The following is a 21,847-nucleotide window of genomic DNA, read 5'->3' as shown; positions in this document are numbered from 1 at the left end:
GGATGAGGGGGATGGGGTGTGGGGAAGGGGGAGAAGGGAGCCCTTTTCAAAGGGTCCCTTCTCCCCCTTCCCCACTCTCCTTCTACAGGCTCTCGGCGGTCCGCCTGGCGCGCAGCGCGTCGGCCGGGCGGCCTGCGGCGGAGAGGGCCTGGGCGTAGAGGTCCCAGTAGGACTTGCGGGGCTTGAGGGAGGCGGCCTGTCCGGCCAAGGAGACGGCGATCTCCGGGTCCTGGCCCTGGTCGAGGTAGATGCGGGCCATGAGGTGGATGGACTGGGCGTCGCGCGGGTTGTGGGTGATGGCGGCGTGCAGCAGCTCGCGGGCCTCGTCGAGCTTGCCCGCGGCCAGGGCGAGGCGGGCGAGGTGGCGGCTGGCCAGGGCCTCGCCGCCGGGCAGGGCGGCCGCCTTGGCGTAGGAGGTCTTGGCCTTGGCGCGCTTGCCCTGCTGCTCGGCGATCTGTCCCAGGCGCACGAGGCTGAAGACGTGGGTCGGCTCGAGCTTGAGGCAGCGCTTGAAGGCGGCCTCGGCGTTCTTGGGGTCGCCCAGGCGCAGGCAGGTGGTGGCGTAGTTGTAGATGGCCGAGAGGTCGCGCGGGTCCTGGACGTGGACCTGCTCGAAGAGGGGCAGGGCCTGCTCCAGGCGGCCCAGGCGCGCGTAGCACACGGCCAGGGAGTTGCGCGAGAGGGTGTTGTTCTCGTCGGCCAGGAGCGAGAGCTTGTACTCCTCGATGGCGGCGTAGACGTCGCCCAGGGAGAAGTGGCGGTCTGCGGAGATGTTCAGCGACACGGAGTCGAAGAGCGCGACCTGGGGCGCGGGCAGGAGCAGGGAGTGGTCCAGGGCCTTGCGGGCGTTCTCCAGGGCGTCGGCGCGGGAGAAGGAGAGGCAGGGCCAGGGGGCCACGCCGCAGGAGATGGTGGCGTCCAGGCTCTCGGCCGCGGCGTTCGCGAGCTCGGTGAAGGCGGCGCGCAGCTCGTCGTCCGTGCGGCCGGGCAGGAACCAGCACAGGGAGTTCAGGGAGTAGCGGCCGCCGGTGGCGTCCTCGCCGAGGATCTTGGCGCCCAGGGCGGCGAGCTTCTTCATGAGCGATTCGACCTGCTTGCGGGACCCCGGCATGCGGCGTCCCTGGGCCTGGACCAGGCGCACGAGGCCGAGGCCGAAGCGCTCGGCGTGGGCGCGCTCCGAGGCCAGGAAGGCGAGGAAATCGCGGTAGGCGTAGAGCCCGGTGACGAGGTCCTTCTGCGGCGCGCCGCTCTGCGCGGTCTCGGGCGGCGGGGCGTCGGCGGCCAGCAGCGTCAGGCGGTCGCCCTGCTCGATGGGCCAGGAGGCGTCGGCCAGGTGCAGTACCTCGGCGAAGGCCATGTCGTCCTGGACCTCGATGACCACGGCCTCGCCCTTGTACATGGTGGGGTACTCGCCCGCCAGGCGGCGGCCGTCCGCCGCGGTGAAGCCCGCGGGCCCCTGGAACTTGGAGGACCAGATCAGGAAGCGGCTGCCTTCCTGGGCGTCCACGTCGCGGCCGAGGTTGCAGGAGAAGCGGGAGAGCGGGAGCGTCTCCAGCACGCGGCCGCCCTCTTCCAGGATCTTGGCGAAGGAGAAGACGCGGTCGCGGCCCTGGTCCTTGGCCGTGGCCATGGCGCGCTGGGCCTTGGCGGCCAGGACGCGGGCCATGTCGCGCGGGCGCAGCACGGTCTGGGGGCCGGAGAGGTCCTGGGGGAAGAGGGAGAAGCCGAGCGAGGCGGTCAGGGCCACGGGCTCGGGGAGGTTCTCGGGGTCGAGCTTGGCGATGCGGCGGCGAAGGTTCTCGGCCAGGGTCCGGCAGTCCTTGGCCGAGGCGTTGGGCCAGAGGAAGGCGAAGCGGTCGTCGGCCAGGCGGGCGGACAGGACCTGCTCCGGGCAGGCCTCGCGCGCGGCCTCGGCCACGGCCGTGAGCAGGGTGTCGGCCGCGTCCTGGCCCAGGCGCTGCAGCAGCGCGGTGTAGTGGTCCAGGTCCAGGAGCACGACGCCGAGGCGGCCGTTGGAGGCCGTGAGGCCCGGGTCCACGCAGCCGGAAGCCGAGGGCAGCAGGCAGTTCTGGGCGGCCCCGATCTCGCGCGCCAGGGCCTCGGCGAAGGCGTGGGCGCTGGCCAGGCCCGTGAGCGGGTCCAGGTCGCGCGCCTTGCGCAGGGAGAGGTTCTCGAGGACCAGGGCCGCGGCGGCGGGCAGCGCGGCCAGGGTGCCCTTGGGCGCGGCCAGGCGCACGCCCTTGGCCACGAAGACGCCGAGCACGGCGCCCTCCTGCACGAGCGGCAGGAGCAGGCGGCGTTCGCGCGCAAGGTGCAGCGGCGCGCCGTCCGCGCCGGGCATGTCCGGCCCCAGCGGCTTGGCCGCGTCCGGGAAGTAGAGCGAGGAGCCCTGGAAGGAGAAGAAGGCGGCCAGGGCGTCGCGCACGGTGTGCTCGAAGCGGATGAGGTCGCGCCGCGTGAGGCGGGGGCCCGGAAGGGCGGCGCCGGGATGCCCGGGTGCCGCGGAAGCGGAAGCGGCGGGGCTGGCTGCGGCGGGGCCGGAAACGCTCGTGGTGGCTGGCTTCTTCTTCATGGACCCTGGATGTACAGGGCTCGGCGGCTCCCGGCAAGGGGCGGCCCGGATTCGGGGGCCGCGGCCGCCCTTCCCCGCGCCGGGAGGTCAGGCTCGTGTCGCGTCCATGAAAAAAATCGATATGTTGCGCAGCAGTGGCACGCGACACGTGAACCGGGCGAATGCACGGTTCCGCCGCCTGCGGCGGCGTGAGCAAGCCGAAAACCACGTTTTTCGGTGCAGCGGTCCTCCGCAAAATGCGGCTTTGCGTATTTGGCGGACGTCACACTAGTACTAGGGCAGCACGAGCCCCTGCTTCTTCAGGATCGCGCGGCCTTCCGGCCCGGAGAGGAAGGCGAGGAAGGCGTCGGCCAGGGCCGGGTCGGCGGCGCCGGAAAGCCGCGCGGCCGGGTAGACGAAGTCGCCGGGCTTGTCCACGCGCAGGCAGGCCCGGGCCGCGTCGCCCAGCGCCGGGGCCTCGGTGGCGAAGAGGAAGCCCGCCTCGGTCTCGCCGCGCGCGAGGTACTGCGTGATCTGCTTGATGGTCTCGCCGAGCGCCATCTTGGGCTCGAGCTTCTTCCACAGCCCTTCCGCCTCGAGCTTCTTCCGGACGAAGGCGCCGATGGCCGTGGTCCTCGGCTCGCCCAGTCCCACGTGCACGAAGGCCGGGTCCGCGAGGCTGGAGAGGTCCTTCGGGCAGGCCGGGCCGTCCGTGCGCACGAAGAGGTAGAGGGCGTTCTCGGCCACCACGCGGCGCGTCTTCTCCACGACGAGCTTCTTTTGCGCGGCCTGGTCCATGGTCATGGCGTCCGCGGTCAGCAGCACGTCGGCCGGGGCTCCCATCTCGATCTGGTGCAGCAGCGCGCCCTGCGAGCCCAGGTTCAGGACCACGTCCACGCCCGGGTGGGCCTTGGCGAAGGCGTCGCACACGGCGCGCATGGGCCTGGTCAGGCTGGCGGCGCAGGAGACGCGGAGGTCCACGGACGGGCCGGCGGCCCGCGCCTGTCCCGGCAGGGCCAGGCAGAGCGCGGCGAGCAGGAGGAAGAGGAGGCGGGAAAGGACGGGGGACGGGAGGACGCGGGTTCGGGTCCGGGTGCGCATGGTCAGTCCTTCTGTTCCACGGTGTAGGTTCCGTCGCTCTTGAATCCGGAGGCGTTCTCGGCCTTGCCCGCGAACCAGCCGATGCGCTCCGCGGGCCAGACGTCGAAGCGGGGCACGTAGGGCTTGATGTCGATGACCGGCGTGCCGTCCAGGATGTCGATGTTGCGCACGCGCACGAGGTTCCCTTCCACGCCCGCGATCTCCAGCACGGAAAGGCCGATCTGGTTGGGCCTTTTGGGCGCGCGCGTGGCGAAGACGCCGTGCGGGGTCTTGTCCAGGAAGGGGCGGATGGTCAGGCGGAAACCTTCCGAGCGGTGGAAATGGTACAAAAGGAAGATGTGCGAGAAGCCCTCCAGGTCCGCCAGCCCCTCGGCGAACTCGGGCAGGACCTCGATGGCCCCCTCCACGCCGCGGGCGCCCACGGGCTGGATGGGCATGCCCTCGGGCTCGGAAAAGGGCGAACGGACGTGTCCTATGGGCCGGAAGGTGATGGCGCTCGTCTTGTCCACAACAGTCATGGGGCCTCCCTGAATGAATGTCCGGCGCGGGCCGCGGCGCTTCCAGGCGGGCCCCGAAGCTGCGCCCCGCCCCTGCGCCCGAAGCCCGCGCCCTGGTCGCATGGGACCGCGCGAGACTCGGGGATAGCAACCGCTCGGGGGCGGTGCAACGGCGTCACGAAAACATTGTTCAACGTGACCGTATTGACGATTCGGTGCGCACCCGCCCTATGATGCGCTCACGATGGGCCGGACCCGCGCGGGACAGCCGGTCAGCGAGGCTGACAGGAGCGTCCCCGAAAGGCCCGGACGCGGGCCGGGAAGATGCCCGAAGCGAACGGCACGGGCGCCCGGCACGAGCGACGGCATGAACGAACGACAAGAGCGAATGACGAGAGCATCCGGCATGAGCGACGTGATGGACACCCTGGACAGACTTGACGCCGAGACGCTGACCGGGCTCGCCGCGCGCATCGAGGAGATCATGCAGCGCAAGGCCCGGGACTGCGGACCGGACGGCGAAAAGGGCGCGTGCGCCAAGGCCGCGCGGCCTGTCCGGCCCTGCCACACGCGCATGCTGCGCATCCCCGACGAGGTCAAGCACCTGAGCCCTGCCCAGGCCCAGGCCATGGAGGAGTCGTTCCGCACCTGGCGCGACGCCGCCACGCGGCCCGAGGTCAGGCGCTCGCGCTGCCGCGTGCTGGCCGTCTTCCTGCTCCTGCGCCACACGGGCGCGCGCCTGGGCGAGGTCCTCTCCCTGAACGAGCGGACCGACCTCGACCTGGACCAGGGCGTGGTCCGCTTCCACGGCAGCCAGTCGGAGAACGGCCAGGCCTCGGGCCAGGCCTCGGGCCAAACGCCGGGCCAATCGCCGGACCAGTCGCCGGGGCGCGGACGCCGCCGCAAGGCGGGCAACGCGGAGGGCGACGACGGCGAGGGCGCGGCGCGCAGCCGCGAGACCGCCCTGCCCGCGTACGTCGCGCGCGAGATCGCGGCCATCGTCGAGGACCCCTCCGCCCTTTCCCTGCGCGGCCGCTTCCTGGCCCTGGACCAGGGCTTCGTGCGGCGCAAGTTCTACGAGCGCGGCAGGGAGGTGGGCCTGCCCACGGAGCTGGCCAACCCCCGCGTGCTGCGCAACACCCGCGCCGTGGAGCTGTTGCGCGAGGGCGCGCCCCTGGCCGTGGTGCAGAGCATCCTCGGCCACTCCACGGCGAGCCTCACCGCGGCCTACGTGGACTACGCGGCGCGCGACCTGCGCCACCTCATCCACTACTACATGAACAAGGGGAGCATGATGAAGACGAGCGCCCGCAACACCTTCTTCGGCACCGTCCAGGCCGTGCGCAAGGGAGCGATCATCTCCGAGATCGTGCTCTCCACCACCGGCGGCTTCGAGATCGTCTCCGTGATCACCAACGAGTCCGCGGACAAGCTCGGCCTCGTGGAGGGCAAGGCCGTGGTGGCCATGGTCAAGGCGCCCTGGATCATCCTGGTCAAGGACCCGGACGCGCCCAAGACCAGCGCCCGTAACCGGCTGCTCGGCACCGTGCGCCGCGTGAACCAGGGCAGCATCTCGGCCGAGATCGTGCTCGAGGTCGAGGACGGCACCGAGGTCTGCGCCCTGGTCACGGACGAGTCCGTGCGCAAGCTCGCCCTCTCGCCCGGAGACGCGGTCTGGGCCATGTTCAAGGCCTTCTCCGTGATCCTGGCCGTGGAAGGCGCCGAGAACTGAGCCCGCGCCGCGGCCCTCCCCGTCCGGGAGAAGGCACGCGCGGGAGCGGGCATACATTTTCGTCACATGCGTGGCGACAACTTTCGTTTTTGTAGACAAGGGCAAGGGGACGTAGATGAGCTTGGCAAACTATTTCAGCATATTATGGGATGGCATGTCGTCTGCATCCCTCCTTGCGGAGGAAAACGCCATGTTCATCGCTTCGCTCATCTGCTGTGTGGTCGCGGCCCTGGTGGTGCTGGAGACCCTGGTCGGGAGGCCGCCCGAGCCCTTCGCCCCCTGCGGCCCCGGAGGCGCGGCCGGAACGAACGGGCGCTGCCGGTCCGAGCGGCTGCCCGCCCTGGAGGCCGTGACCCGCGCCGTGCCCCTGCTGCTGGCGGGCCTCGGCCTGCCGCTCGCCGTGCGTCATCCGCTGCTCGGCATCTCCTGTCTGCTGGCCGCGGCCGGGCTCTTCGCCTACGGCATGCGGCGCGGCCGGTAGCGGAGCCCGGGCGCATGCGCCGCGCGGCATCCACCGCCCGCGGGCCCGGCGGGGAATGTCCCGCGGCCTCGAGCCTGATCTTCTAACCATCGGAAACCACGGATTTTCCCTTTGGATTCTTCCTTCCTCTTCCCTCTGCAGCTGACCCTGCGCGTGGCCTCGCTGGCCACGCTCGGCGCGCTCGTCCTGGGCGTGCTCTTCTCCTGGGCGCTGCACAAGGGACGCTTCCCGGGGCGGGACGTGCTGGACGCGATCCTCACCCTGCCCCTGGTCATGCCGCCCACGGTGCTCGGCTACTACATCCTGGTGGTCATCGGGCGGAAGGGCGTGCTCGGCGCGTGGCTCTACAAGACCTTCGGCATAAGCCTCATCTTCACCTGGCAGGGCGCGGTCATAGCGGCCACCGTCGTGGCCTTCCCGCTGGTCTTCAAGTCCGCGCGCGCGGCGCTGGAGGGCGTGGGGAAACAGTACGAGGACGCCGCCCGGACGCTCGGCTGCGGCGAGCTCGAGATCTTCCTGCGCGTCTCCCTGCCCCTGGCCTTCCGCGGCATCCTGGCCGGCACCATGCTGGCCTTCGCCCGGGCCATGGGCGAGTTCGGCGCCACGCTGATGGTCGCCGGAAACCTGCCCGGCCGCACCCAGACCCTGTCGCTCGCCGTGTACAGCGCGGTGCAGGCGGGCGAGGATCATCTGGCCAACATGCTCGTGCTGGTCATTTCAGCGGTCTGCGCGGCCATCCTGTGGACGGCCGGGAGACTGCTCAAGCCGAAATGGTAACCCACCCACGCGAAGGAGGAAGCCTCATGAAACGCATCATCCTGGCCCTTGTCCTGGTCCTCGGCCTGGCCGTGCCCGCCGCGGCCGAGGAGCTGGTCGTCTCCGCCGCCGCCAGCCTCACCGACGCCTTCACCACCGTGAAGACGGCCTTCGAGAAGGCCAACCCCGGCGTCACCGTGACCACCAACTACGCGGCCTCCGGCGCCCTGTACAAGCAGATCGAGCAGGGCGCGCCCGTGGACGTCTTCGCCTCCGCGAACATGAAGTGGATGGAGAAGATGGTCGAGGGCGGCTTCGTGGACAAGGCCGCGCCCGTGGTCTTCGCCGTCAACGACCTGGTCCTGGCCGTGCCCCACGGCAACCCCGCCAAGGTCTCCTCCGTGGACGACCTCATGGGCGCCGCCGTGAAGCGCGTGGCCATCGGCACGCCCAAGACCGTGCCCGCGGGCAACTACGCCATGGTCGCCCTGCAGGACATGGGCAAGTGGGACGCGCTGCAGCAAAAGCTCGTCTTCGGCGAGTCCGTGCGCCAGGTGCTCGACTACGTGGCCCGCGGCGAGGTCGAGGCAGGCTTCGTCTACGCCACGGACGCCAAGCGCGACGAGGGCAAGGTGGACGTGGCCACGGTCATCGCGCTGAAGAAGCCCGTGACCTACCCCATCGCCGTGCTCAAGAGCTCCAAGCAGTCCGCGCTGGCCAAGAAGTTCATCGACTACGTCCGCTCGCCCGAGGGCCAGAAGATCCTGGCCGGGTACGGCTTCAGCGCCCCCAAGTAGCCCCCGTGGCGGACGAACCGACAAAGGATTGCGATCGCGCATGACCCTCGACGTGAACATCGAGGCCCTGGTCAAGGGCGGAGGAAGGGAATTCAGGCTCGCGGCCGAGTTCTCCTCCTCCGCCTCGTCCATGGTCCTCTTCGGCCCCTCGGGCTCCGGAAAGACCCTGACCCTCATGGTCCTGGCCGGGCTGCTCGCGCCCGTGCGCGGCCACATAAAGGTCTGCGGCCGCACCCTCTACGACTCCGCAAGCGGTGTGGACCTGCCCGCGCGCGAGCGCGAGATGGGGCTGCTCTTCCAGGACTACGCCCTCTTCCCCCACCTCACCGTGCGCGACAACGTGGCCTTCGGCCTCAGGCGCCGCCTCTTCGGCTTCTCCCGCCTGACCCGCGAGCAGTCCGAGCGCGTGGACGAGCTGCTGGACGCCTGCGGCATCGCCTCCCTGGCCGGACACCGGCCGCACCAGATCTCCGGCGGCCAGCGCCAGCGCGCCGCCCTGGCCCGGGCCCTGGCCACAGAGCCCAGGATGCTCCTGCTCGACGAGCCCTTCGCCGCCCTGGACCAGCCCCTGCGCGCCCGCATGCGCGAAGAGCTCTGCCGCACCCGCGAACGCGTCGGCATCCCCATGGTCATGGTCAGCCACGACCCCCAGGACGTGGACGTCTTCGCCGACTGCCTCGTCGCCTTCGGACACGGCAAGGTCATGGAGACCCTCGACTACACCGCCCGCCTCGCTGCGGGCGCCACCTCCCAGAGCATCCTCGGCCCCCTCTTCGAGACCGCCAACTAAAAACGGAAGAGGGACTGGATGCCTTCCACACGCAAACAGTTCATCGGTTGAAAGGAAAAATGCTGCAGCGGAGAGACAGGTCGTAAAACGAATGGCAACGCGTGTTCCATACCGCTTATGCTGCCGTTTGGACTTTCTGCCAATTGCGAGTGCGCAGTCATCTATAATCCAATTACCGCGTTATGCCTGACACATCTCCCATCTCAATGCTCCCAATTCCGTAATAACTACACATCCCTGTTAGGTGCTTTATTTTTCTATCGCGATCACTCGGATCAGTTTGAAGTATTTCTTTGTATTCACTTGCGACTTCGCTCTTAAATTCTTTAATATTCCCACCATATATGGAACCAACAGATTCAGCAGAAATCATTGTTAATTGTAAATAATATTCATGCATTTTCTGTGATCTATATTTTAATTTATCAGATATAAAACCATATAGTGCAGTACATTTAATAAGATCTTTTTTTACATTTTTGACATTATATTCTGGAAGTATGAGTCGCAGTCTTAAAGCATCTGATGATTTATTTATAAAATACGTGCATAAATGCAAATTATCTTTATCTCCAATTTTAGTATACTTTTCTTTGAGCTCACTATGCGACACACCATATTTTGACAAAAGATCGTCGTAAATTAGCCCTAACGATATTTCTGCCACAGTTACTTTTTCGTAATTTTTTTCTTTTTCATACAATTGTCTGTAATAATTCAAAGCTCCTGTGCATTTTTGCATATCAATTTCATCTTGATGTTTAGATGCATAAGATGTAATCGGAATTACAATAAAAATAAAAAACATAATTAGTCGCATAACTTTCCTTTAAATAGGCTGTTGGCAGGCAAATACATTTATACAGTTAGCCTACAACATATATAGCAAATCTAATTTCTCTGCAAGACTGGTCTTTATTTTGCAACATGGTGGGGGAGAGGAAATCCTTTCCAAAGGGTCCCCCTCTCCCTCACCTGATGCTTAACCGACACCGCCTTTGCTTGGCATCCCCATCCGCCTCGGCTACACTGCCTCACTGGAGGGACAGCCCATGAACGACGCCGCACGCGCTGCGGTGCTCGGCGCACTGCGCGAGCGCCGGAGCATTCGGAAATACACGGACGAGCCGGTCGCGGACGACGAGGTCCGGGCCGTTCTCGAGGCTGGGCGCTGGGCGCCCAGCGGGAAGAACAACCAGCCCTGGCGCTTCCTGGCGGTGCGCCGCGGCGAGCCGCGCCAGGAGGCCCTGGCCAGGCACACCAAGTACGCGCACATCGTGCGCGGGGCCGGGGCGCTCGTCTGCGTGTTCCTCGAGCGCGCGCGGATGTACGACGCGCGCAAGGACCACCAGGGCGCGGGCGCCTGCCTGCAGAACATGCTGCTGGCCGCGCACGCGCTCGGGCTCGGCGCGGTCTGGATCGGCGAGATCGTGAACCGCGAGCCCGAGGTGGTCGCGGCCGTGGGCGTGGACCCCGAGGCCTACGAGATGATGGCCGTGATCGCGCTCGGCCGTCCCGCCCAGGAGGGCTCGTCCGACAGAATCCCCCTCGAATCCCTGATGCTGGAGCCCTTCTGATGCCCGAGACGACGAGCCTTCCCCTGCAGGTGACGACCTTTCCCCTGGGACCGCTGGAGACCAACTGCTACCTGGCCGAGGCGAACGGCGAGGCCCTGGCCGTGGACCCGGGCGGCGAGCCCTCCGAGCTTCTCGCCTACCTCGAGTCCTCGGGCTGCCAGCTCACGCGCATCCTGATCACGCACATGCACTTCGACCATCTCTACGGCGCGGCGGCGCTGGCCCGGGCCACGGGCGCGCCGATCCTCTGCCCGGCCGGGGACGAGTTCCTGATGCAGAGCGAGATCGGCCGCGGCGGGCTGATGGGATTTCCCCTGGTGGAGGACTTCGACTACGAGCACATCGCGGAGGGCATCTACGAGTTCATGGGGTGCGAGTGCCGCGTGCTGGCCACGCCCGGCCACACGCCGGGCAGCCTGTCGTACTACTTCCCGGCCGGGAAGTGCGTCTTCGTGGGCGACCTCCTCTTCTACCGCTCCATCGGCCGCACGGACTTCCCGGGCGGCGACATGGAGCAGCTGCTCGACTCGGTGCGCACGAAGATCTTCACCCTGCCCCCGGAGACGGTCGTCTACGCGGGCCACATGCTGTCCACCACGGTGGGCGACGAGATGCTGCACAACCCCTTCCTGAGCGAAGGCGGGTTGTAGCCCACGCCGAAGGAGGAACGGTCCATGACGGCACCCAAGGTGTTCATCGACCTCTCGGGCAAGTGCTGAGGGGTGGGACTGGAGATCGGGTGGTATCTCCGTCTCGGCCGCCAGGAGATCCTGGAGGCTTTGGTCGCGAAGAAGAGCGCGCCGCAGGTCGAGGGCCACGTCGCCCCTGACATGGGGTATCGCATGGAGCGCGAGGAGCGGGGCGAGAACGTGCTCTTCCGCTTCACGCGCGAGAAGAAGACGCCGGACGCGGCGGCGGACTGACCCGCCCGCGCCGGGGCGCGGGACAGGAGGAGGCATGAAGGGCGAGGCCGTGATCTACGCCATGAGCCCGCGCCGGGGCGGCAACTCCGACGCCGCGGCCAGGGCCTTCGCCGAGGGCGTGCGCGAGGCCGGGGGCGAGGCCCGCTTCCTGGCCCTGCGCGAGTTCGACCTGATGCCCTGCCGGGGCTGCTACGGCTGCCGCCCGGACCTGGGCGGCCGCTGCGTGCTGCCCGACGCCTCCACGACCCAGGCCCTGTTCGCGCCGCTCCTGGAGGCCCCGCTCGTGGCCTTCGCCTCGCCCATCTTCTTCTACCACCTGCCCGCCATGGCCAAGGCCTTCGTGGACCGCAGCCAGCCCTGGTACCTGCGCGCCGAGGCGGGCGACCCCGCGCTTTCCGTCCTGCCCCGCCGCCTGGCCCACCCCATCCTCGTCTCGGGCAGGCCCAGGGGCGAGAAGCTCTTCGAGGGCACGCTGCTCACGCTCAAGTATTTCGCCATGCCCTTCAACCTCCGCCTGGCCGACCCCGTGGAGCTGCGCGGCTACGACGCCCCGCGCGACCTGGAGGAGGACGCGGCCGCGCTGGCCGACATCCGAGCGGCCGGGGCCGAGGCCTGGCGCCGCGCGGCCGGGGCGTAGGGGAAGCGCGTGGGCGGCCCCGGCGCACGGGATGCCGGTCCTTCCGGCCTGCTCGCCCGCCTGGGACGATTTCTGGCGCAGGGCTTGGGCCGCGGCGAGTTCCGCTGCCAGTGCTGCGGCGCCCTGGTCGCCCGGCCCGCGGCCGACTCCGCAGCCGATTCCGCGCCCGCATCTTTGCCCGACTCTTTCACCGACCCGGCCCACGGCCTGCCCCTGTGCGCGGACTGCGCGCGGCTGCTGGCGCGCCGCGCGGGCGGCTTCTGCCCGGTCTGCGGCGAGATCTTCGCGGACGCCTCCGCCCCGCCGCACCGCTGCGGCGGCTGCCTGCGCGCGCCCCCGCCCTGGGAGCGGCTGGCCTTCTGGGGGCTGTACGAGGGGGTGCTGGCCGAGCTCGTGCAGGCCTTCAAGTACGACGCGGCGCTCAAACGCTCGGCCCTTTTGCAGGCCCTCGCGGCCGGGGCCTGGGCCGCGCGGCGGGCGGCGGACGGGATTTCCGGGGTGCCGGGGCCCGACCTGATCGCGCCCGTGCCCCTGCACGAGAGCCGCCTGGCGCAGCGGGGCTTCAACCAGAGCCTGGAGCTGGCGCGGGGAATCGCGCGCGCGTCGGGCGCATCGGGAGCGTCGGGCGCATCGGGCAAATTGGGCGCGCCGGGACCCGAGCTTGCGCCGCGGGCCCTCGCGCGCCTGCGCAACACCGTGCCCCAGGCCCGGCTCGCCCGGGCCGAGCGGCTGACCAACCTGCGCGGGGCCTTTGCGGCCGATCCGGCCCAGGTGGCGGGCAGGCGGGTGCTGCTGGTGGACGACGTGACCACCACCGGGGCCACGCTCCTGGAATGCGCCAAGGCCCTGCGCGCCGCGGGCGCGGCCGCCGTGGACGTGGCGGTCCTGGCCAGGTCGGACGGACGGGGCGGCGCGTGAAAAATCGCGCGCGAGGAGTCGCGCGGGAGGGATTTTGCATTGACGCCCTCCCCCCCGTGCACTAATCCTTACGGATTCCTTAACCGACGTCGCGCCGCGGCGCCGCGCGGGAAACGAGCCCGCGGACGGCCGCCTGCGCCGCGCAAAGAGGACCGTTATCCGCGATGCCTTCCGCGAACCAGCATACCGACCCCTCCCGCATCATATTCTACGACGAGGACACCATGCTTCCCGGCGGCGTCCTGCGCCGCCTGGATTTCGCGCAGTGCCGCGCCGAGCTGTGGTTCCCCGTGGCCGTCGAGGACGGCCGGGCCATCGTGGCCGCCGTGCGCCCGGAGGACCCGGCCGTGGCCAGGGCCGCCGCAGAGCGCCTGGGCGTGGCCGAGGCGCGCGCCGTGGCCTGTCCCGAAGAGGACGTGATCCGGCTCATCGAGAACAACTACGACATCAACCCGAACTTCCCGCCCTCGGCCGGGCGCACGCCCCTGGCCAAGGCGCGCACCTTCCTGGCCGGGCACCGCTCCTTCCTCTCGGGCTTCCGCACCACGCTGGCCAGGGGCCGCACCGGCCTGTCCATGTTCCGCACGGGCCTGGCCTTCCTGACCATCTTCTCGCTGCTCATGCGCCTCTTCGGCCTGGGCTGGCTCGCGCCCGTGGACGCGGTGCTCCTCTTCCTGAGCCTCTACCTCATCGTGGACGGGCTGGTCTGGTACCTGCCGGTGCGCCGCCACTCCAAGGGACGGCTGCACCCGATCTGCCCGACCAAGGGCGCCGGGCTCAGCGTCATCGAGGTCCTGGACCCGGGCGGCAGGCCGCGCTTCGTGCGCTCGCCGGACGTCCCGGGCGCGGCCGAGCTCTTCTCCCACTGGGACGACCTGACGGGCGTGGAGCGCCGCCGCGTGCTGGCGCTCGAGCGCACGGAGTACGCGGCCGAGCGCACGCGCCGCGCCATCCTGCGCACCACCATGGCCCGCTCGCGCACGGGCATGGCGCTCGGCCGCACCGGCATCTCGCTCGCGGGCCTCGGCTTCGGCCTCGTGCGCCGCGCGCCGTCCGGGCCGTGGCAGATAGCGAGCTACCTGATCCTGGCCGTGGGCCTCCTGATGATCTTCGAGGGACTGCGCTGGTACCTGCCGGGCCGCGAGGCGGGCAGGCAGAGCCTGCGCACCCCGCCGCCCACGCACATGGAGTGGCTGTGGTCGCTCATCCTGCCCCCGGCCCTGGACGGCGGCTGGGGCTCGCCGCGGAACCCGGCCTGCGCCGGGCCCGGCCTCGGGCTCACGCCCGGCATCTTCGGCACCACGGGCCTCGCGCTGGAGCGCACCCTGCTCGCGGAGCGCAGGAACCTGATGGCGGGACTGCGCACCAACCTCGCCCGCTCGCGCACGGGCCTGGCCTACATCCGCACGGGCATGAACTTCACCGCGGTCGGCGCGGGCCTGCTCATCGGCCTGGGCTACCGCCACCCGGCCTTCACCATCCTCGAGATCGGCGTCATCGTGCTCGGCGTGCTGCTGGTGCTGGACGGCTGCTACTGGCACATCCCGGCGCGGCGCGCCGCGGCCATGCTGCCCTACTGCCACACGGACCTCGAGATCCCCTACCCGGACTACGGCGAGCCCGCCGAAGAGTGGAGCAGGCTCACCGTGGAGCTCGAGGAGGGCGGGTATGTCTGAGAACGGCACCACCAAGGGCGTGCAGGAGATGATAGCGGCCTTTCGCGGCGCCTCCGGCATAGCCGAGGACGGAGCCGCGGCCGCGGCCCTGGCCTCGGGCGGCGTGCTCCACCCCTACGCGGCCCTGGCCGAGACGGACAAGGAGCGCGGCGAGGACGCCCTGGTCCTGGCCGCGGCCTGGCTCAAGGAATACGGCGGCCACCCCGAGGACGTGCTCCTGCGGCGCATGGCCGTGGGGCGCGGCGCCCTGCTGGCGGCCCTGTCCGTCCACACCGGGCTGCCCGCCTTCTCCTTCACCGAGTGCCTGGCCATCCCGCCGGAGCTGCTGCACGCCCTGCCCGAGAAAGTCTTTGCCGAGCGGCGCTGGTTCCCGGTGGGCGTGGACCACGGCGCCGTGATCGTGGCCGCGGCCGAGCCCCGCGACGAGGACGTGCGCCGCGAGGCGGCGGCCTGCTTCCCGGAGCGGGAGCTGCGCTGGCTGGTGGCGCTTCGCCGCGACGTGCGCGACCTCTGCCTGGACTACACGCCGCGCCTCTCCGGCCGCCAGATCGGCACGGAGCGCACGGCGCTGGCGCAGTGGCGCAACACCATGGCCACCTGGCGCACGCGCATGGCCTGCTGGCGCACGAGCATGGCCGAGTCGCGCACCTGGCTGAACATCCTCAGGTGGGGGCTCGGCTTCGTGGCCCTGGGCGAAGGGCTCATGCGCAGCAACTACGCGGGCGACGTGCCCCTGGACATCCTGTGCATGGCGGGCGGCTTCCTGGTGGCCGTGTTCAGCACGGTGGTCTACCTGCGCCTGCGCTTCTCGCGCTTCCGCCCGCCCACGGTGCAGAAGCTGGTGGAGGTCTCGGCCGTGACCCTGCAGTTCCTGGAGGACTACCACTTCCTCAAGGACGAGGGCGCGCACCGCCACTACGGCGAGGACAAGGACAAGCGCACCATGCTCGGCAGGCTGGGCGGGTTCCTGAACGCCTACTCCACGATCATGGAGATCTCCGACGGCTTCGCCCAGCGCATCCACCTGGCGCGCGAGCGCAACGTCCTGGCCGCGCAGCGCACGGTCTGCGCCTGCTACCGCACCATCGCCTCGCGGGCGCGCACCGGCCTCGCCTTCCTGCGCACCGGGGTGACCATCTTCTGCCTGGGCCTCGGCCTCCTGCACTACTTCTCCCTCGGCCCCTGGTCGATCGTGGACGGCGCCATGACGCTGCTCGGCGCGGGCATGATCGTGGACGGCGCCATATGGTACCTGCCCGTGCGCAAGGAGTACTCCACCACGCCGCGCTGCATGGCCGGGAGCCTCTATGAGGATTAAGAGCAAGCTCGTCTTCGGCAGCGCCATCAACCTCTGCCTGATCATCCTGGCCGCGGGCGTGGCCTGGCAGGGGGTCAGCGGCGCGCTGTCCAGGCTCCGCGTGGTCGAGATCCAGGACGACCTGAACGCCTCGTTCCTGGAGATGCGGCTCTCGGAGAAGAACTACTTCCTCTTCGGCGACGACTCGGCCCTGTCCGAGATCGCATCGCGCATCGCGTCCTGCTTCGAGGAGCTCAGAAGCTCGCGCGAGGCCATCGAGCGCGGCGCCGGGACCGAGAACTACCAGGCGCTGGAGCGCTACCTGACCGGCTACGCCGCGGCCGTGGAGAAGACCCGGGCCACGGGCGCGCGCGGCCCGAAGGCCGAGGCGGCGCTGCGCGAGTCCGGCCGCCAGCTGCGCGAGTTCTCCTCGAACATGGTGCGCCAGGTGCGCGCGCAGGTGAACTCCATCCTGGCCTCCACGCGGCACATCATGACCGTGGCGCTCGTGCTCATCGTCTTCACCGGCGTGCTCTCCGTGCCGCTGCTCTTCAGGAAGATCCTGGCCTCGCTCCGAAAGCTCGAATCCCTGGCCAAGACCATCGCGGGCGGCGACTTCAGCCAGATCGAGGAGCCCGCGGGCGACGACGAGGTCGATTCCACGGTGCGGGCCATGAACGCCATGTCGCGCCAGCTGAGCTCGCGCGAGGCGGAGCTCCTGCAGTCCAAGAAGCTCGCCTCCCTCGGCGTGCTCACCGCGGGCGTGGCCCACGAGATCACCAATCCGCTGAACAACATCTCCATGCTCGCCCAGACCTTCGAGGGCTTCTACCAAAGCTTCGACGACGAGGCGCGGCTCGGCATGATGCGCCAGGTGGAGCACGAGGTGACGCGCATCCAGGAGATCGTCTCCCACCTGCTGGACTTCTCCAAGCCCAAGAAGGTGGAGCCCGAGCGCGCGCAGCTGAACGACGTGGTCAAGGGCGCCCTGCGCCTGGTGAACAACATGCTGCACGTCTCCAACATGCACGCCGAGCTCGAGCTGGCCGAAAGTCTGGACCCCGTGCGGGTCAACGCGCCGCAGATCCAGCAGGTGCTGGTGAACCTCGTGACCAACGCCATCCAGGCCATGTCCGAGGGCGGCACGGTGCGCCTGGCCACCTCGGCCTCGCCCGAGCCCGGGTTCGCGCGCATCACGGTCACGGACACGGGCAAGGGCATCCCGCCCGAGCACCTGCCGCACATCTTCGACCCCTTCTTCAGCACCAAGGGCGTGGAGGGCAGCGGGCTCGGGCTCTCGGTGAGCTACGGCATCGTCAAGAACCACGGCGGACGGCTGCACGCCGAGAGCGTGGTGGGCCAGGGCACCGTCTTCACCGTGGACCTGCCCCTGGATATTTCCAAGGACATCCCGCAGGATATGCCGCAGGATGCACCGCAGGACGCCCGGCCGGACACGGTCCGGGAGACGCAGGCGGAGACGCGGCGGGACGACGAGGCACGGGCCCGGGCCGCGGTCAGGAGAGCGGACGACGAAGAGGAACCGGAGCGGACGGCCCAGAGCGCTGCCCGCGCGGACGAGAAAGCGGAGGAGAACGATGGGTAAGGCGAAGATAATGGTCATCGACGACGAGAAGATCGTCGTCGACATGCTCGGCATGCATTTCAAGAACAACGGCTACGACGTGGCCACCTTCCTCGCGGCCGAGCCCGCGCTCGAGCGGCTGAAGGAGGAGCGTTTCGACGTCATCATCACCGACCTGAAGATGAAGGGCATCGACGGCATGGAGCTTCTGAAGACCGTGAAGTCGCTCTACCCGGACGTGCACGTGATCATGATCACGGCCTACGCCCAGCTGAACACGGCCATCGAGGCCTTTCGCGGCCAGGTGCACGACTTCTACCCCAAGCCCTTCAAGATCAAGGACCTGCTCGCCTCCGTGGAGCGGGCCCTGGCCGAGCAGCAGGCCGCGCGCGAGGCGGAATAGGCCGCGCGCGTCCTCCGCGTCCCGAACGCGGCGGACGCGGCGCGGTTTTGCATCGGGGGTGTACTTTTCTCGGGATATGGGCTTGACGACCAGGTCGGGAAAGGGTAAATCGCTCCTTCTCTTTTCGTGGAGGAAGTCATGTTCGCGATTATCGAAACGGGCGGCAAGCAGTATCGCGTCGAGGAAGGTCGGCATTTCAATGTCGAGCGCGTCGATGCGGAGGCCGGTGCCGAATTCGTTCTGGAAAAGGTTCTTCTGGTGAACAACGGCGGAAACGTGACCGTGGGCGCGCCCTACGTCGAGTCCGCCAAGGTGACGTGCGAGGTGCTCGAGCACGGTCGCGGCGAGAAGGTCGTGATCTTCAAGAAGCGCCGTCGCAAGGACTCCGCCGTCAAGCGCGGCCACCGTCAGGAGTTCACCACCCTGAAAGTCAAGGCCATCAGCGCCTAAAGGATCAGGAGGACGCAATGGCTCACAAAAAAGCAGGCGGCAGTTCGCGCAACGGTCGCGACAGCGCCGGACAGCGTCGTGGCGTGAAGCGCTTCGGCGGCCAGAAGGTCCTGGCCGGCAACGTGCTCGTGCGTCAGCTCGGCACCAAGGTCCACCCCGGCGACGGCGTGGGCATGGGCCGCGACTTCACCCTCTTCGCCCTGGTCGAAGGCGTGGTGCGCTACGAGACCTATCGCCGCAACAACAGGGTCAAGACCCGCGTGCACGTGGAGCCCGTCCCGGCGTAAGCCCGGACGGCCGCCCCATACGTCTTGAACGCGCCGACGAGAAAGGGCGGGGGCCGCTGGCTCCCCGCCCTTTTCGCGTTCGCCGCGCACGGCCCTGCCGCGCCCGGCACCCCGCGCTCCGCAACCGCGCCCCAGGACCCGAAACCCTCGGAGCACCCATGCGCATCCTTCTCGTCCTCGCCCATCCCGCGCCCGGCAGCCTGAACCACGCCATAGCCGACGCAGCGCGGCAGGCCCTCGTCCAGGCGGGACACGAGGTGGATTTCCACGACCTCTGTGCCGAAGGCTTCGACCCCCACCTGCCAGGCCCGGAGATCCCGCGCGGCGCGAGCCTGCCCGCGGACCTCGCCCGCCGTTGCGCGGAGCTGGCCGAGGCCGAGGGCATCGTCATCGTGCACCCCAACTGGTGGGGCATGCCCCCGGCCGTGCTCACCGGCTGGGTGGACCGCGTGGTGCGGCCCGGCACGGCCTACGAGTTCGTCGAGGGCGACTCGGGCGAGGGCGTGCCCTGCGGCCTGCTCAAGGCCCGCTGGGCAGCGGTCTTCAACACCTCCAACACCTTTCCCGATCGCGAGGCCGCCGTGTTCGGCGATCCCCTCGAGCGCATCTGGAAGGACTGCGTCTTCGGCCTGTGCGGCGTGAACGACGTGACGCGACGGACCTTCTCCGTGGTCGTGACCTCGACCCCGGAGGAGCGCGAGGCCTGGCTGGCCGAGGTCCGCGCCACCGTCACCGCCCTGGCCGGACGGCGCTGAACGGCGCACGGACCGTGGCCGTCTGACGGGTCTATGCCCGAGGCGGCCCCTGTGCTAAGGAAATCTCCATGCGATTCGTCGACGAAGCGACCATCACCGCCAAGGCGGGCAACGGCGGCCACGGCTGCGTCTCCTTCCGCCGCGAGAAGTACATCCCCCGGGGCGGCCCCAACGGCGGCGACGGCGGCGACGGCGGCGACGTCATCCTGCGCGCCTCCCCCCGCCTGCTCACCCTCTACGACTTCCGCATGAAGCGGGTCTACGAGGCCGAGAACGGGCGGCCGGGCCAGGGCAGCCAGATGTACGGCCGCGCGGGCCAGGACCTGGTCATCGAGGTGCCCGTGGGCACCCTGGTCTACGAGATCATCGACCCCGCCGCCAAGGACGCGGCCGCCAAGGCCGAGGGCGGCGCCAAGGGCGCCGTCCCCCCGCAGCCGCGCTACGTGCCCGACGCCCCCATGGCCATCGAGGAAGACGACGCGCCCGACGAGGAGGAAGCGCCCGAGGCCGCCGACTCCGACGAGTCCGACGACGCGCCCCGCGCCTGGAACCCCTACGCCAGGGACGTGCCCAAGACGCTGCTCGCGGACCTCTCCGAGCCGGGCCAGGAATACGTGGTCGCGCGCGGCGGGCGCGGCGGCAAGGGCAACGAGCACTTCAAGTCCTCCACCATGCGCGCCCCGCGCTTCGCCCAGCCGGGCGAGGGCGGCGAGCAGCGCCGCCTGCGCCTGGAGCTCAAGATCCTGGCCGACGTCGGCCTCGTGGGCCTGCCCAACGCGGGCAAGTCCACCTTCATCTCCGCCGTCTCGCGCGCCAGGCCCAAGATCGCGGCCTACCCCTTCACCACCCTGGTGCCCAACCTCGGCGTGGTCGACGACGACATCGGCCGCCAGCTCGTCATCGCCGACATCCCCGGCCTGGTCGAGGGCGCGCACGAGGGCCTCGGCCTCGGCCACACCTTCCTCAAGCACGTGGAGCGCACGCGCATCCTGGTGCACCTCCTGGCCGCCGAGGAGACCGTGGGCGACGCTCCCTTCGCGGGCTTCGACCTGATCGACGAGGAGCTGGCCCGCTTCTCGCCCGCCCTGGCCGAAAAGCCCCAGATCAGGGTCATCAACAAGATCGACACCCTCACCCCGGACGAGCTCGCCGGCCTGCGCGAGGCGGCCGAGTCCGAGGGACGCTCCCTGCGCTTCATCTCCGCCATGCGCGGCGACGGCGTGGACGAGCTCATGGACGAGGTCTGGCGGCTGGCCAAGCCCCTGCCGTCGTCCGAGTCTTCCGATCCCGAGGCATCCGAAACGGACACGCAGGCCGACGAGGCCCGCAAACCCTGAGCCGCGGGCGCACGCCCACCGGGAGCCTTCCATGCACGTAGACGACACTTCGGACTGGCGCGACGCGAAGCGCCGAATCCTCGAGAACTGCGAGCGCGTGGTCATCAAGGTCGGCAGCGCCGTCCTGACCTCGGACAGGGGCCTGGACCTGCGCGTGGTCAACCGCCTGGCCGACCAGATCGCCGTGCTCCACGACAAGGGCATGGAGGTGGTCATCGTCACCTCCGGCGCCGTGGCCGCGGGCAGGCGCGCCATCATGCACTGCAAGGGCTGCCGCGACGAGGGCTCCCTGCCCGCGCGCCAGGCCGTGTCCGCCATCGGCCAGTCGCGCCTCATGCACGAGTACGACGAGGCCTTCTTCCGCTACGGCAAGACCACGGCCCAGATCCTGCTCACCCGCGCCGACTTCGAGGACCGCGCCCGCTTCCTCAACGCCCGCAACACCCTGCGCACCCTGCTCGACTGGCGCGTCATCCCCATCATCAACGAGAACGACACCGTGGCCGTGGCCGAGCTCAAGTTCGGCGACAACGACACCCTGGCCTCCATGGTCCTCTCCCTGGTCGAGGCCGACCTCTTCGTCAACCTGACCAGCGCCAAGGGCGTCTTCTCCGAGAATCCCGAGAAGAACCCCGCCGCCAAGCCCCTGCCCGTCATCGAGCACATCGCGGACCTCGACATCGAGGCCATGTGCAGCGGCAAGACCGCCGTGGGCAGCGGCGGCATGTACTCCAAGCTCCTGGCCGCGCGCCGCGCCGCCCAGCTCGCCGTGCCCACCCTCATCGTCTCCGGGCTCACCCCCTTCGCCCTGGAAAAGGCCTTCGAGGACGACGAGTCCGGCACCCTGGTCCTGCCCGCCGAGCACGCCGTCTCCCGCCGCAAGTTCTGGCTCGCCTACCACACCCGGCCCGCGGGCCAGGTCTGGATCGACCAGGGAGCCGCCACCGCGCTGCGCGACCGCGGCAAGAGCCTGCTCGCCGCGGGCGTCACCCGCGTGGAGAACGACTTCAACGAGGGCAGCCTCGTGCGCATCCTCGACTTCCAGGGCCAGACCATCGGCGTCGGCCTGTCCAACTACTCCGGCAAGGACCTGCAGACCATCATGGGCCTCAAAACCGACGACATCGCCCGCGTCCTCGGCCCCGGCCTCTACGCCGAAGTCATCCACCGCGACAACATGCTCCTCGACCCCGCCCTGTAGGCGGAGGCGAGGAGAGAGAAGAGAAAGCGAAAGGCAGAGCGGTTCAGCAGGAATGCCGAGACCGGGAGCTAATCTCGTATGCCGTCTTCTGCTTGA

At 69.2% G+C, this 21,847-nt stretch carries 23 protein-coding genes; 19 read left to right on the top strand and 4 right to left on the bottom strand.

What is annotated here, in order from left to right:
* Positions 1–82 precede the first annotated feature (82 nt).
* From DSX2_RS10155 to tsaA, 3 genes are all read right to left on the bottom strand, one after another.
* On the bottom strand, positions 83–2,572 hold the full coding sequence (locus DSX2_RS10155) for a GGDEF domain-containing protein (protein WP_020880940.1): 2,490 nt from the start codon (positions 2,570–2,572) through the stop codon (positions 83–85).
* Between the two features lie 273 nt (positions 2,573–2,845).
* Entirely contained in the window at positions 2,846–3,652 is an 807-nt protein-coding gene (gene modA / locus DSX2_RS10150; RefSeq protein ID WP_020880939.1) for a molybdate ABC transporter substrate-binding protein, read from the bottom strand.
* Between the two features lie 2 nt (positions 3,653–3,654).
* Positions 3,655–4,170, bottom strand: a complete 516-nt coding sequence (tsaA, locus tag DSX2_RS10145) for a tRNA (N6-threonylcarbamoyladenosine(37)-N6)-methyltransferase TrmO (protein WP_020880938.1) — start codon at positions 4,168–4,170, stop codon at positions 3,655–3,657.
* Between the two features lie 385 nt (positions 4,171–4,555).
* On the opposite strand from tsaA, the gene DSX2_RS10140 reads away from it, so the two are divergent.
* The 5 genes from DSX2_RS10140 to DSX2_RS10120 all read left to right on the top strand — a co-directional run bounded on the left by DSX2_RS10140 (position 4,556) and on the right by DSX2_RS10120 (position 8,705).
* A complete protein-coding gene (locus tag DSX2_RS10140; RefSeq protein WP_020880937.1) occupies positions 4,556–5,881 on the top strand; it encodes a TOBE domain-containing protein in 1,326 nt (441 codons plus the stop codon).
* A 190-nt stretch (positions 5,882–6,071) separates the two neighbouring features.
* On the top strand, positions 6,072–6,362 hold the full coding sequence (locus DSX2_RS10135) for a hypothetical protein (protein WP_020880936.1): 291 nt from the start codon (positions 6,072–6,074) through the stop codon (positions 6,360–6,362).
* Positions 6,363–6,473: 111 nt separating this feature from the next.
* Entirely contained in the window at positions 6,474–7,139 is a 666-nt protein-coding gene (gene modB, locus DSX2_RS10130) for a molybdate ABC transporter permease subunit (protein ID WP_020880935.1), read from the top strand.
* A 26-nt stretch (positions 7,140–7,165) separates the two neighbouring features.
* On the top strand, positions 7,166–7,915 hold the full coding sequence (gene modA, locus DSX2_RS10125) for a molybdate ABC transporter substrate-binding protein (RefSeq protein WP_020880934.1): 750 nt from the start codon (positions 7,166–7,168) through the stop codon (positions 7,913–7,915).
* A gap of 40 nt (positions 7,916–7,955) precedes the next feature.
* Complete coding sequence (locus DSX2_RS10120; protein WP_020880933.1) at positions 7,956–8,705, top strand: ABC transporter ATP-binding protein; 750 nt, start codon at positions 7,956–7,958, stop codon at positions 8,703–8,705.
* Positions 8,706–8,877: 172 nt separating this feature from the next.
* On the opposite strand, the gene DSX2_RS18320 is transcribed toward DSX2_RS10120, so the two are convergent.
* Positions 8,878–9,525 carry a hypothetical protein gene (locus tag DSX2_RS18320; RefSeq protein ID WP_152512909.1) on the bottom strand — a complete coding sequence of 216 codons (648 nt, stop codon included), beginning with the start codon at positions 9,523–9,525 and terminating at the stop codon, positions 8,878–8,880.
* 232 nt (positions 9,526–9,757) lie between these two features.
* Between DSX2_RS18320 and DSX2_RS10115 the strand changes: the two genes are divergently transcribed.
* The 14 genes from DSX2_RS10115 to proB all read left to right on the top strand — a co-directional run bounded on the left by DSX2_RS10115 (position 9,758) and on the right by proB (position 21,751).
* Positions 9,758–10,282, top strand: coding sequence for a nitroreductase (locus DSX2_RS10115; protein ID WP_020880932.1), 525 nt, complete (start codon positions 9,758–9,760; stop codon positions 10,280–10,282).
* Positions 10,283–10,305: 23 nt separating this feature from the next.
* Positions 10,306–10,932 carry an MBL fold metallo-hydrolase gene (locus DSX2_RS10110; protein ID WP_035041728.1) on the top strand — a complete coding sequence of 209 codons (627 nt, stop codon included), beginning with the start codon at positions 10,306–10,308 and terminating at the stop codon, positions 10,930–10,932.
* Positions 10,933–11,004: 72 nt separating this feature from the next.
* Positions 11,005–11,205 (top strand): hypothetical protein, encoded by a 201-nt coding sequence (locus DSX2_RS10105; protein WP_020880930.1) that lies wholly within the window; start codon positions 11,005–11,007, stop codon positions 11,203–11,205.
* Between the two features lie 34 nt (positions 11,206–11,239).
* Positions 11,240–11,842 carry a flavodoxin family protein gene (locus DSX2_RS10100; protein ID WP_020880929.1) on the top strand — a complete coding sequence of 201 codons (603 nt, stop codon included), beginning with the start codon at positions 11,240–11,242 and terminating at the stop codon, positions 11,840–11,842.
* Positions 11,843–11,851: 9 nt separating this feature from the next.
* Complete coding sequence (locus DSX2_RS10095) at positions 11,852–12,760, top strand: ComF family protein (protein ID WP_020880928.1); 909 nt, start codon at positions 11,852–11,854, stop codon at positions 12,758–12,760.
* Positions 12,761–12,924: 164 nt separating this feature from the next.
* Positions 12,925–14,436 carry a General secretory system II protein E domain protein gene (locus tag DSX2_RS10090; protein ID WP_020880927.1) on the top strand — a complete coding sequence of 504 codons (1,512 nt, stop codon included), beginning with the start codon at positions 12,925–12,927 and terminating at the stop codon, positions 14,434–14,436.
* A complete protein-coding gene (locus DSX2_RS10085) occupies positions 14,429–15,754 on the top strand; it encodes a General secretory system II protein E domain protein (protein ID WP_020880926.1) in 1,326 nt (441 codons plus the stop codon). Before DSX2_RS10090 ends, DSX2_RS10085 begins: the two co-directional genes overlap by 8 nt.
* Positions 15,744–17,339, top strand: coding sequence for an ATP-binding protein (locus tag DSX2_RS10080; protein WP_020880925.1), 1,596 nt, complete (start codon positions 15,744–15,746; stop codon positions 17,337–17,339). Before DSX2_RS10085 ends, DSX2_RS10080 begins: the two co-directional genes overlap by 11 nt.
* Positions 17,332–17,721: a response regulator gene (locus DSX2_RS10075; protein ID WP_020880924.1), complete on the top strand. Its 390-nt coding sequence runs from the start codon at positions 17,332–17,334 to the stop codon at positions 17,719–17,721. The genes DSX2_RS10080 and DSX2_RS10075 overlap by 8 nt, the downstream gene beginning before the upstream one ends.
* Before the next feature lie 138 nt (positions 17,722–17,859).
* Positions 17,860–18,171 (top strand): 50S ribosomal protein L21, encoded by a 312-nt coding sequence (rplU, locus tag DSX2_RS10070; protein WP_020880923.1) that lies wholly within the window; start codon positions 17,860–17,862, stop codon positions 18,169–18,171.
* 17 nt (positions 18,172–18,188) lie between these two features.
* The gene (gene rpmA, locus DSX2_RS10065) at positions 18,189–18,458 is read left to right on the top strand and encodes a 50S ribosomal protein L27 (protein WP_020880922.1); all 270 of its coding nucleotides are present in this window, start codon (positions 18,189–18,191) and stop codon (positions 18,456–18,458) included.
* A gap of 158 nt (positions 18,459–18,616) precedes the next feature.
* A complete protein-coding gene (locus DSX2_RS10060; protein ID WP_020880921.1) occupies positions 18,617–19,213 on the top strand; it encodes an NAD(P)H-dependent oxidoreductase in 597 nt (198 codons plus the stop codon).
* Between the two features lie 68 nt (positions 19,214–19,281).
* The gene (gene cgtA, locus DSX2_RS10055; protein WP_020880920.1) at positions 19,282–20,550 is read left to right on the top strand and encodes an Obg family GTPase CgtA; all 1,269 of its coding nucleotides are present in this window, start codon (positions 19,282–19,284) and stop codon (positions 20,548–20,550) included.
* A gap of 31 nt (positions 20,551–20,581) precedes the next feature.
* Positions 20,582–21,751: a glutamate 5-kinase gene (proB, locus tag DSX2_RS10050; RefSeq protein ID WP_020880919.1), complete on the top strand. Its 1,170-nt coding sequence runs from the start codon at positions 20,582–20,584 to the stop codon at positions 21,749–21,751.
* Positions 21,752–21,847: the final 96 nt, after the last annotated feature.

Source organism: Desulfovibrio sp. X2 (genome assembly GCF_000422205.1).
Taxonomy (GTDB): Bacteria; Desulfobacterota; Desulfovibrionia; order Desulfovibrionales; family Desulfovibrionaceae; genus Alkalidesulfovibrio.
Note: the sequence above shows the minus strand (reverse complement) of the source record. Positions and strands in the feature narration are given on the sequence as shown.

Coding starts and splice junctions, on each gene's coding strand:
- cgtA (WP_020880920.1), top strand. CDS start 19,282: ATGCGATTCGTCGACGAAGCGACCATCACCGCCAAGGCGGGCAACGGC.
- modA (WP_020880934.1), top strand. CDS start 7,166: ATGAAACGCATCATCCTGGCCCTTGTCCTGGTCCTCGGCCTGGCCGTG.
- DSX2_RS10155 (WP_020880940.1), bottom strand. CDS start 2,572: ATGAAGAAGAAGCCAGCCACCACGAGCGTTTCCGGCCCCGCCGCAGCC.
- DSX2_RS10120 (WP_020880933.1), top strand. CDS start 7,956: ATGACCCTCGACGTGAACATCGAGGCCCTGGTCAAGGGCGGAGGAAGG.
- DSX2_RS10075 (WP_020880924.1), top strand. CDS start 17,332: ATGGGTAAGGCGAAGATAATGGTCATCGACGACGAGAAGATCGTCGTC.
- DSX2_RS10085 (WP_020880926.1), top strand. CDS start 14,429: ATGTCTGAGAACGGCACCACCAAGGGCGTGCAGGAGATGATAGCGGCC.
- DSX2_RS10100 (WP_020880929.1), top strand. CDS start 11,240: ATGAAGGGCGAGGCCGTGATCTACGCCATGAGCCCGCGCCGGGGCGGC.
- tsaA (WP_020880938.1), bottom strand. CDS start 4,170: ATGACTGTTGTGGACAAGACGAGCGCCATCACCTTCCGGCCCATAGGA.
- DSX2_RS10080 (WP_020880925.1), top strand. CDS start 15,744: ATGAGGATTAAGAGCAAGCTCGTCTTCGGCAGCGCCATCAACCTCTGC.
- DSX2_RS10135 (WP_020880936.1), top strand. CDS start 6,072: ATGTTCATCGCTTCGCTCATCTGCTGTGTGGTCGCGGCCCTGGTGGTG.
- DSX2_RS10115 (WP_020880932.1), top strand. CDS start 9,758: ATGAACGACGCCGCACGCGCTGCGGTGCTCGGCGCACTGCGCGAGCGC.
- proB (WP_020880919.1), top strand. CDS start 20,582: ATGCACGTAGACGACACTTCGGACTGGCGCGACGCGAAGCGCCGAATC.
- DSX2_RS10090 (WP_020880927.1), top strand. CDS start 12,925: ATGCCTTCCGCGAACCAGCATACCGACCCCTCCCGCATCATATTCTAC.
- modA (WP_020880939.1), bottom strand. CDS start 3,652: ATGCGCACCCGGACCCGAACCCGCGTCCTCCCGTCCCCCGTCCTTTCC.
- DSX2_RS18320 (WP_152512909.1), bottom strand. CDS start 9,525: ATGCGACTAATTATGTTTTTTATTTTTATTGTAATTCCGATTACATCT.
- rpmA (WP_020880922.1), top strand. CDS start 18,189: ATGGCTCACAAAAAAGCAGGCGGCAGTTCGCGCAACGGTCGCGACAGC.
- DSX2_RS10060 (WP_020880921.1), top strand. CDS start 18,617: ATGCGCATCCTTCTCGTCCTCGCCCATCCCGCGCCCGGCAGCCTGAAC.
- DSX2_RS10140 (WP_020880937.1), top strand. CDS start 4,556: ATGAGCGACGTGATGGACACCCTGGACAGACTTGACGCCGAGACGCTG.
- rplU (WP_020880923.1), top strand. CDS start 17,860: ATGTTCGCGATTATCGAAACGGGCGGCAAGCAGTATCGCGTCGAGGAA.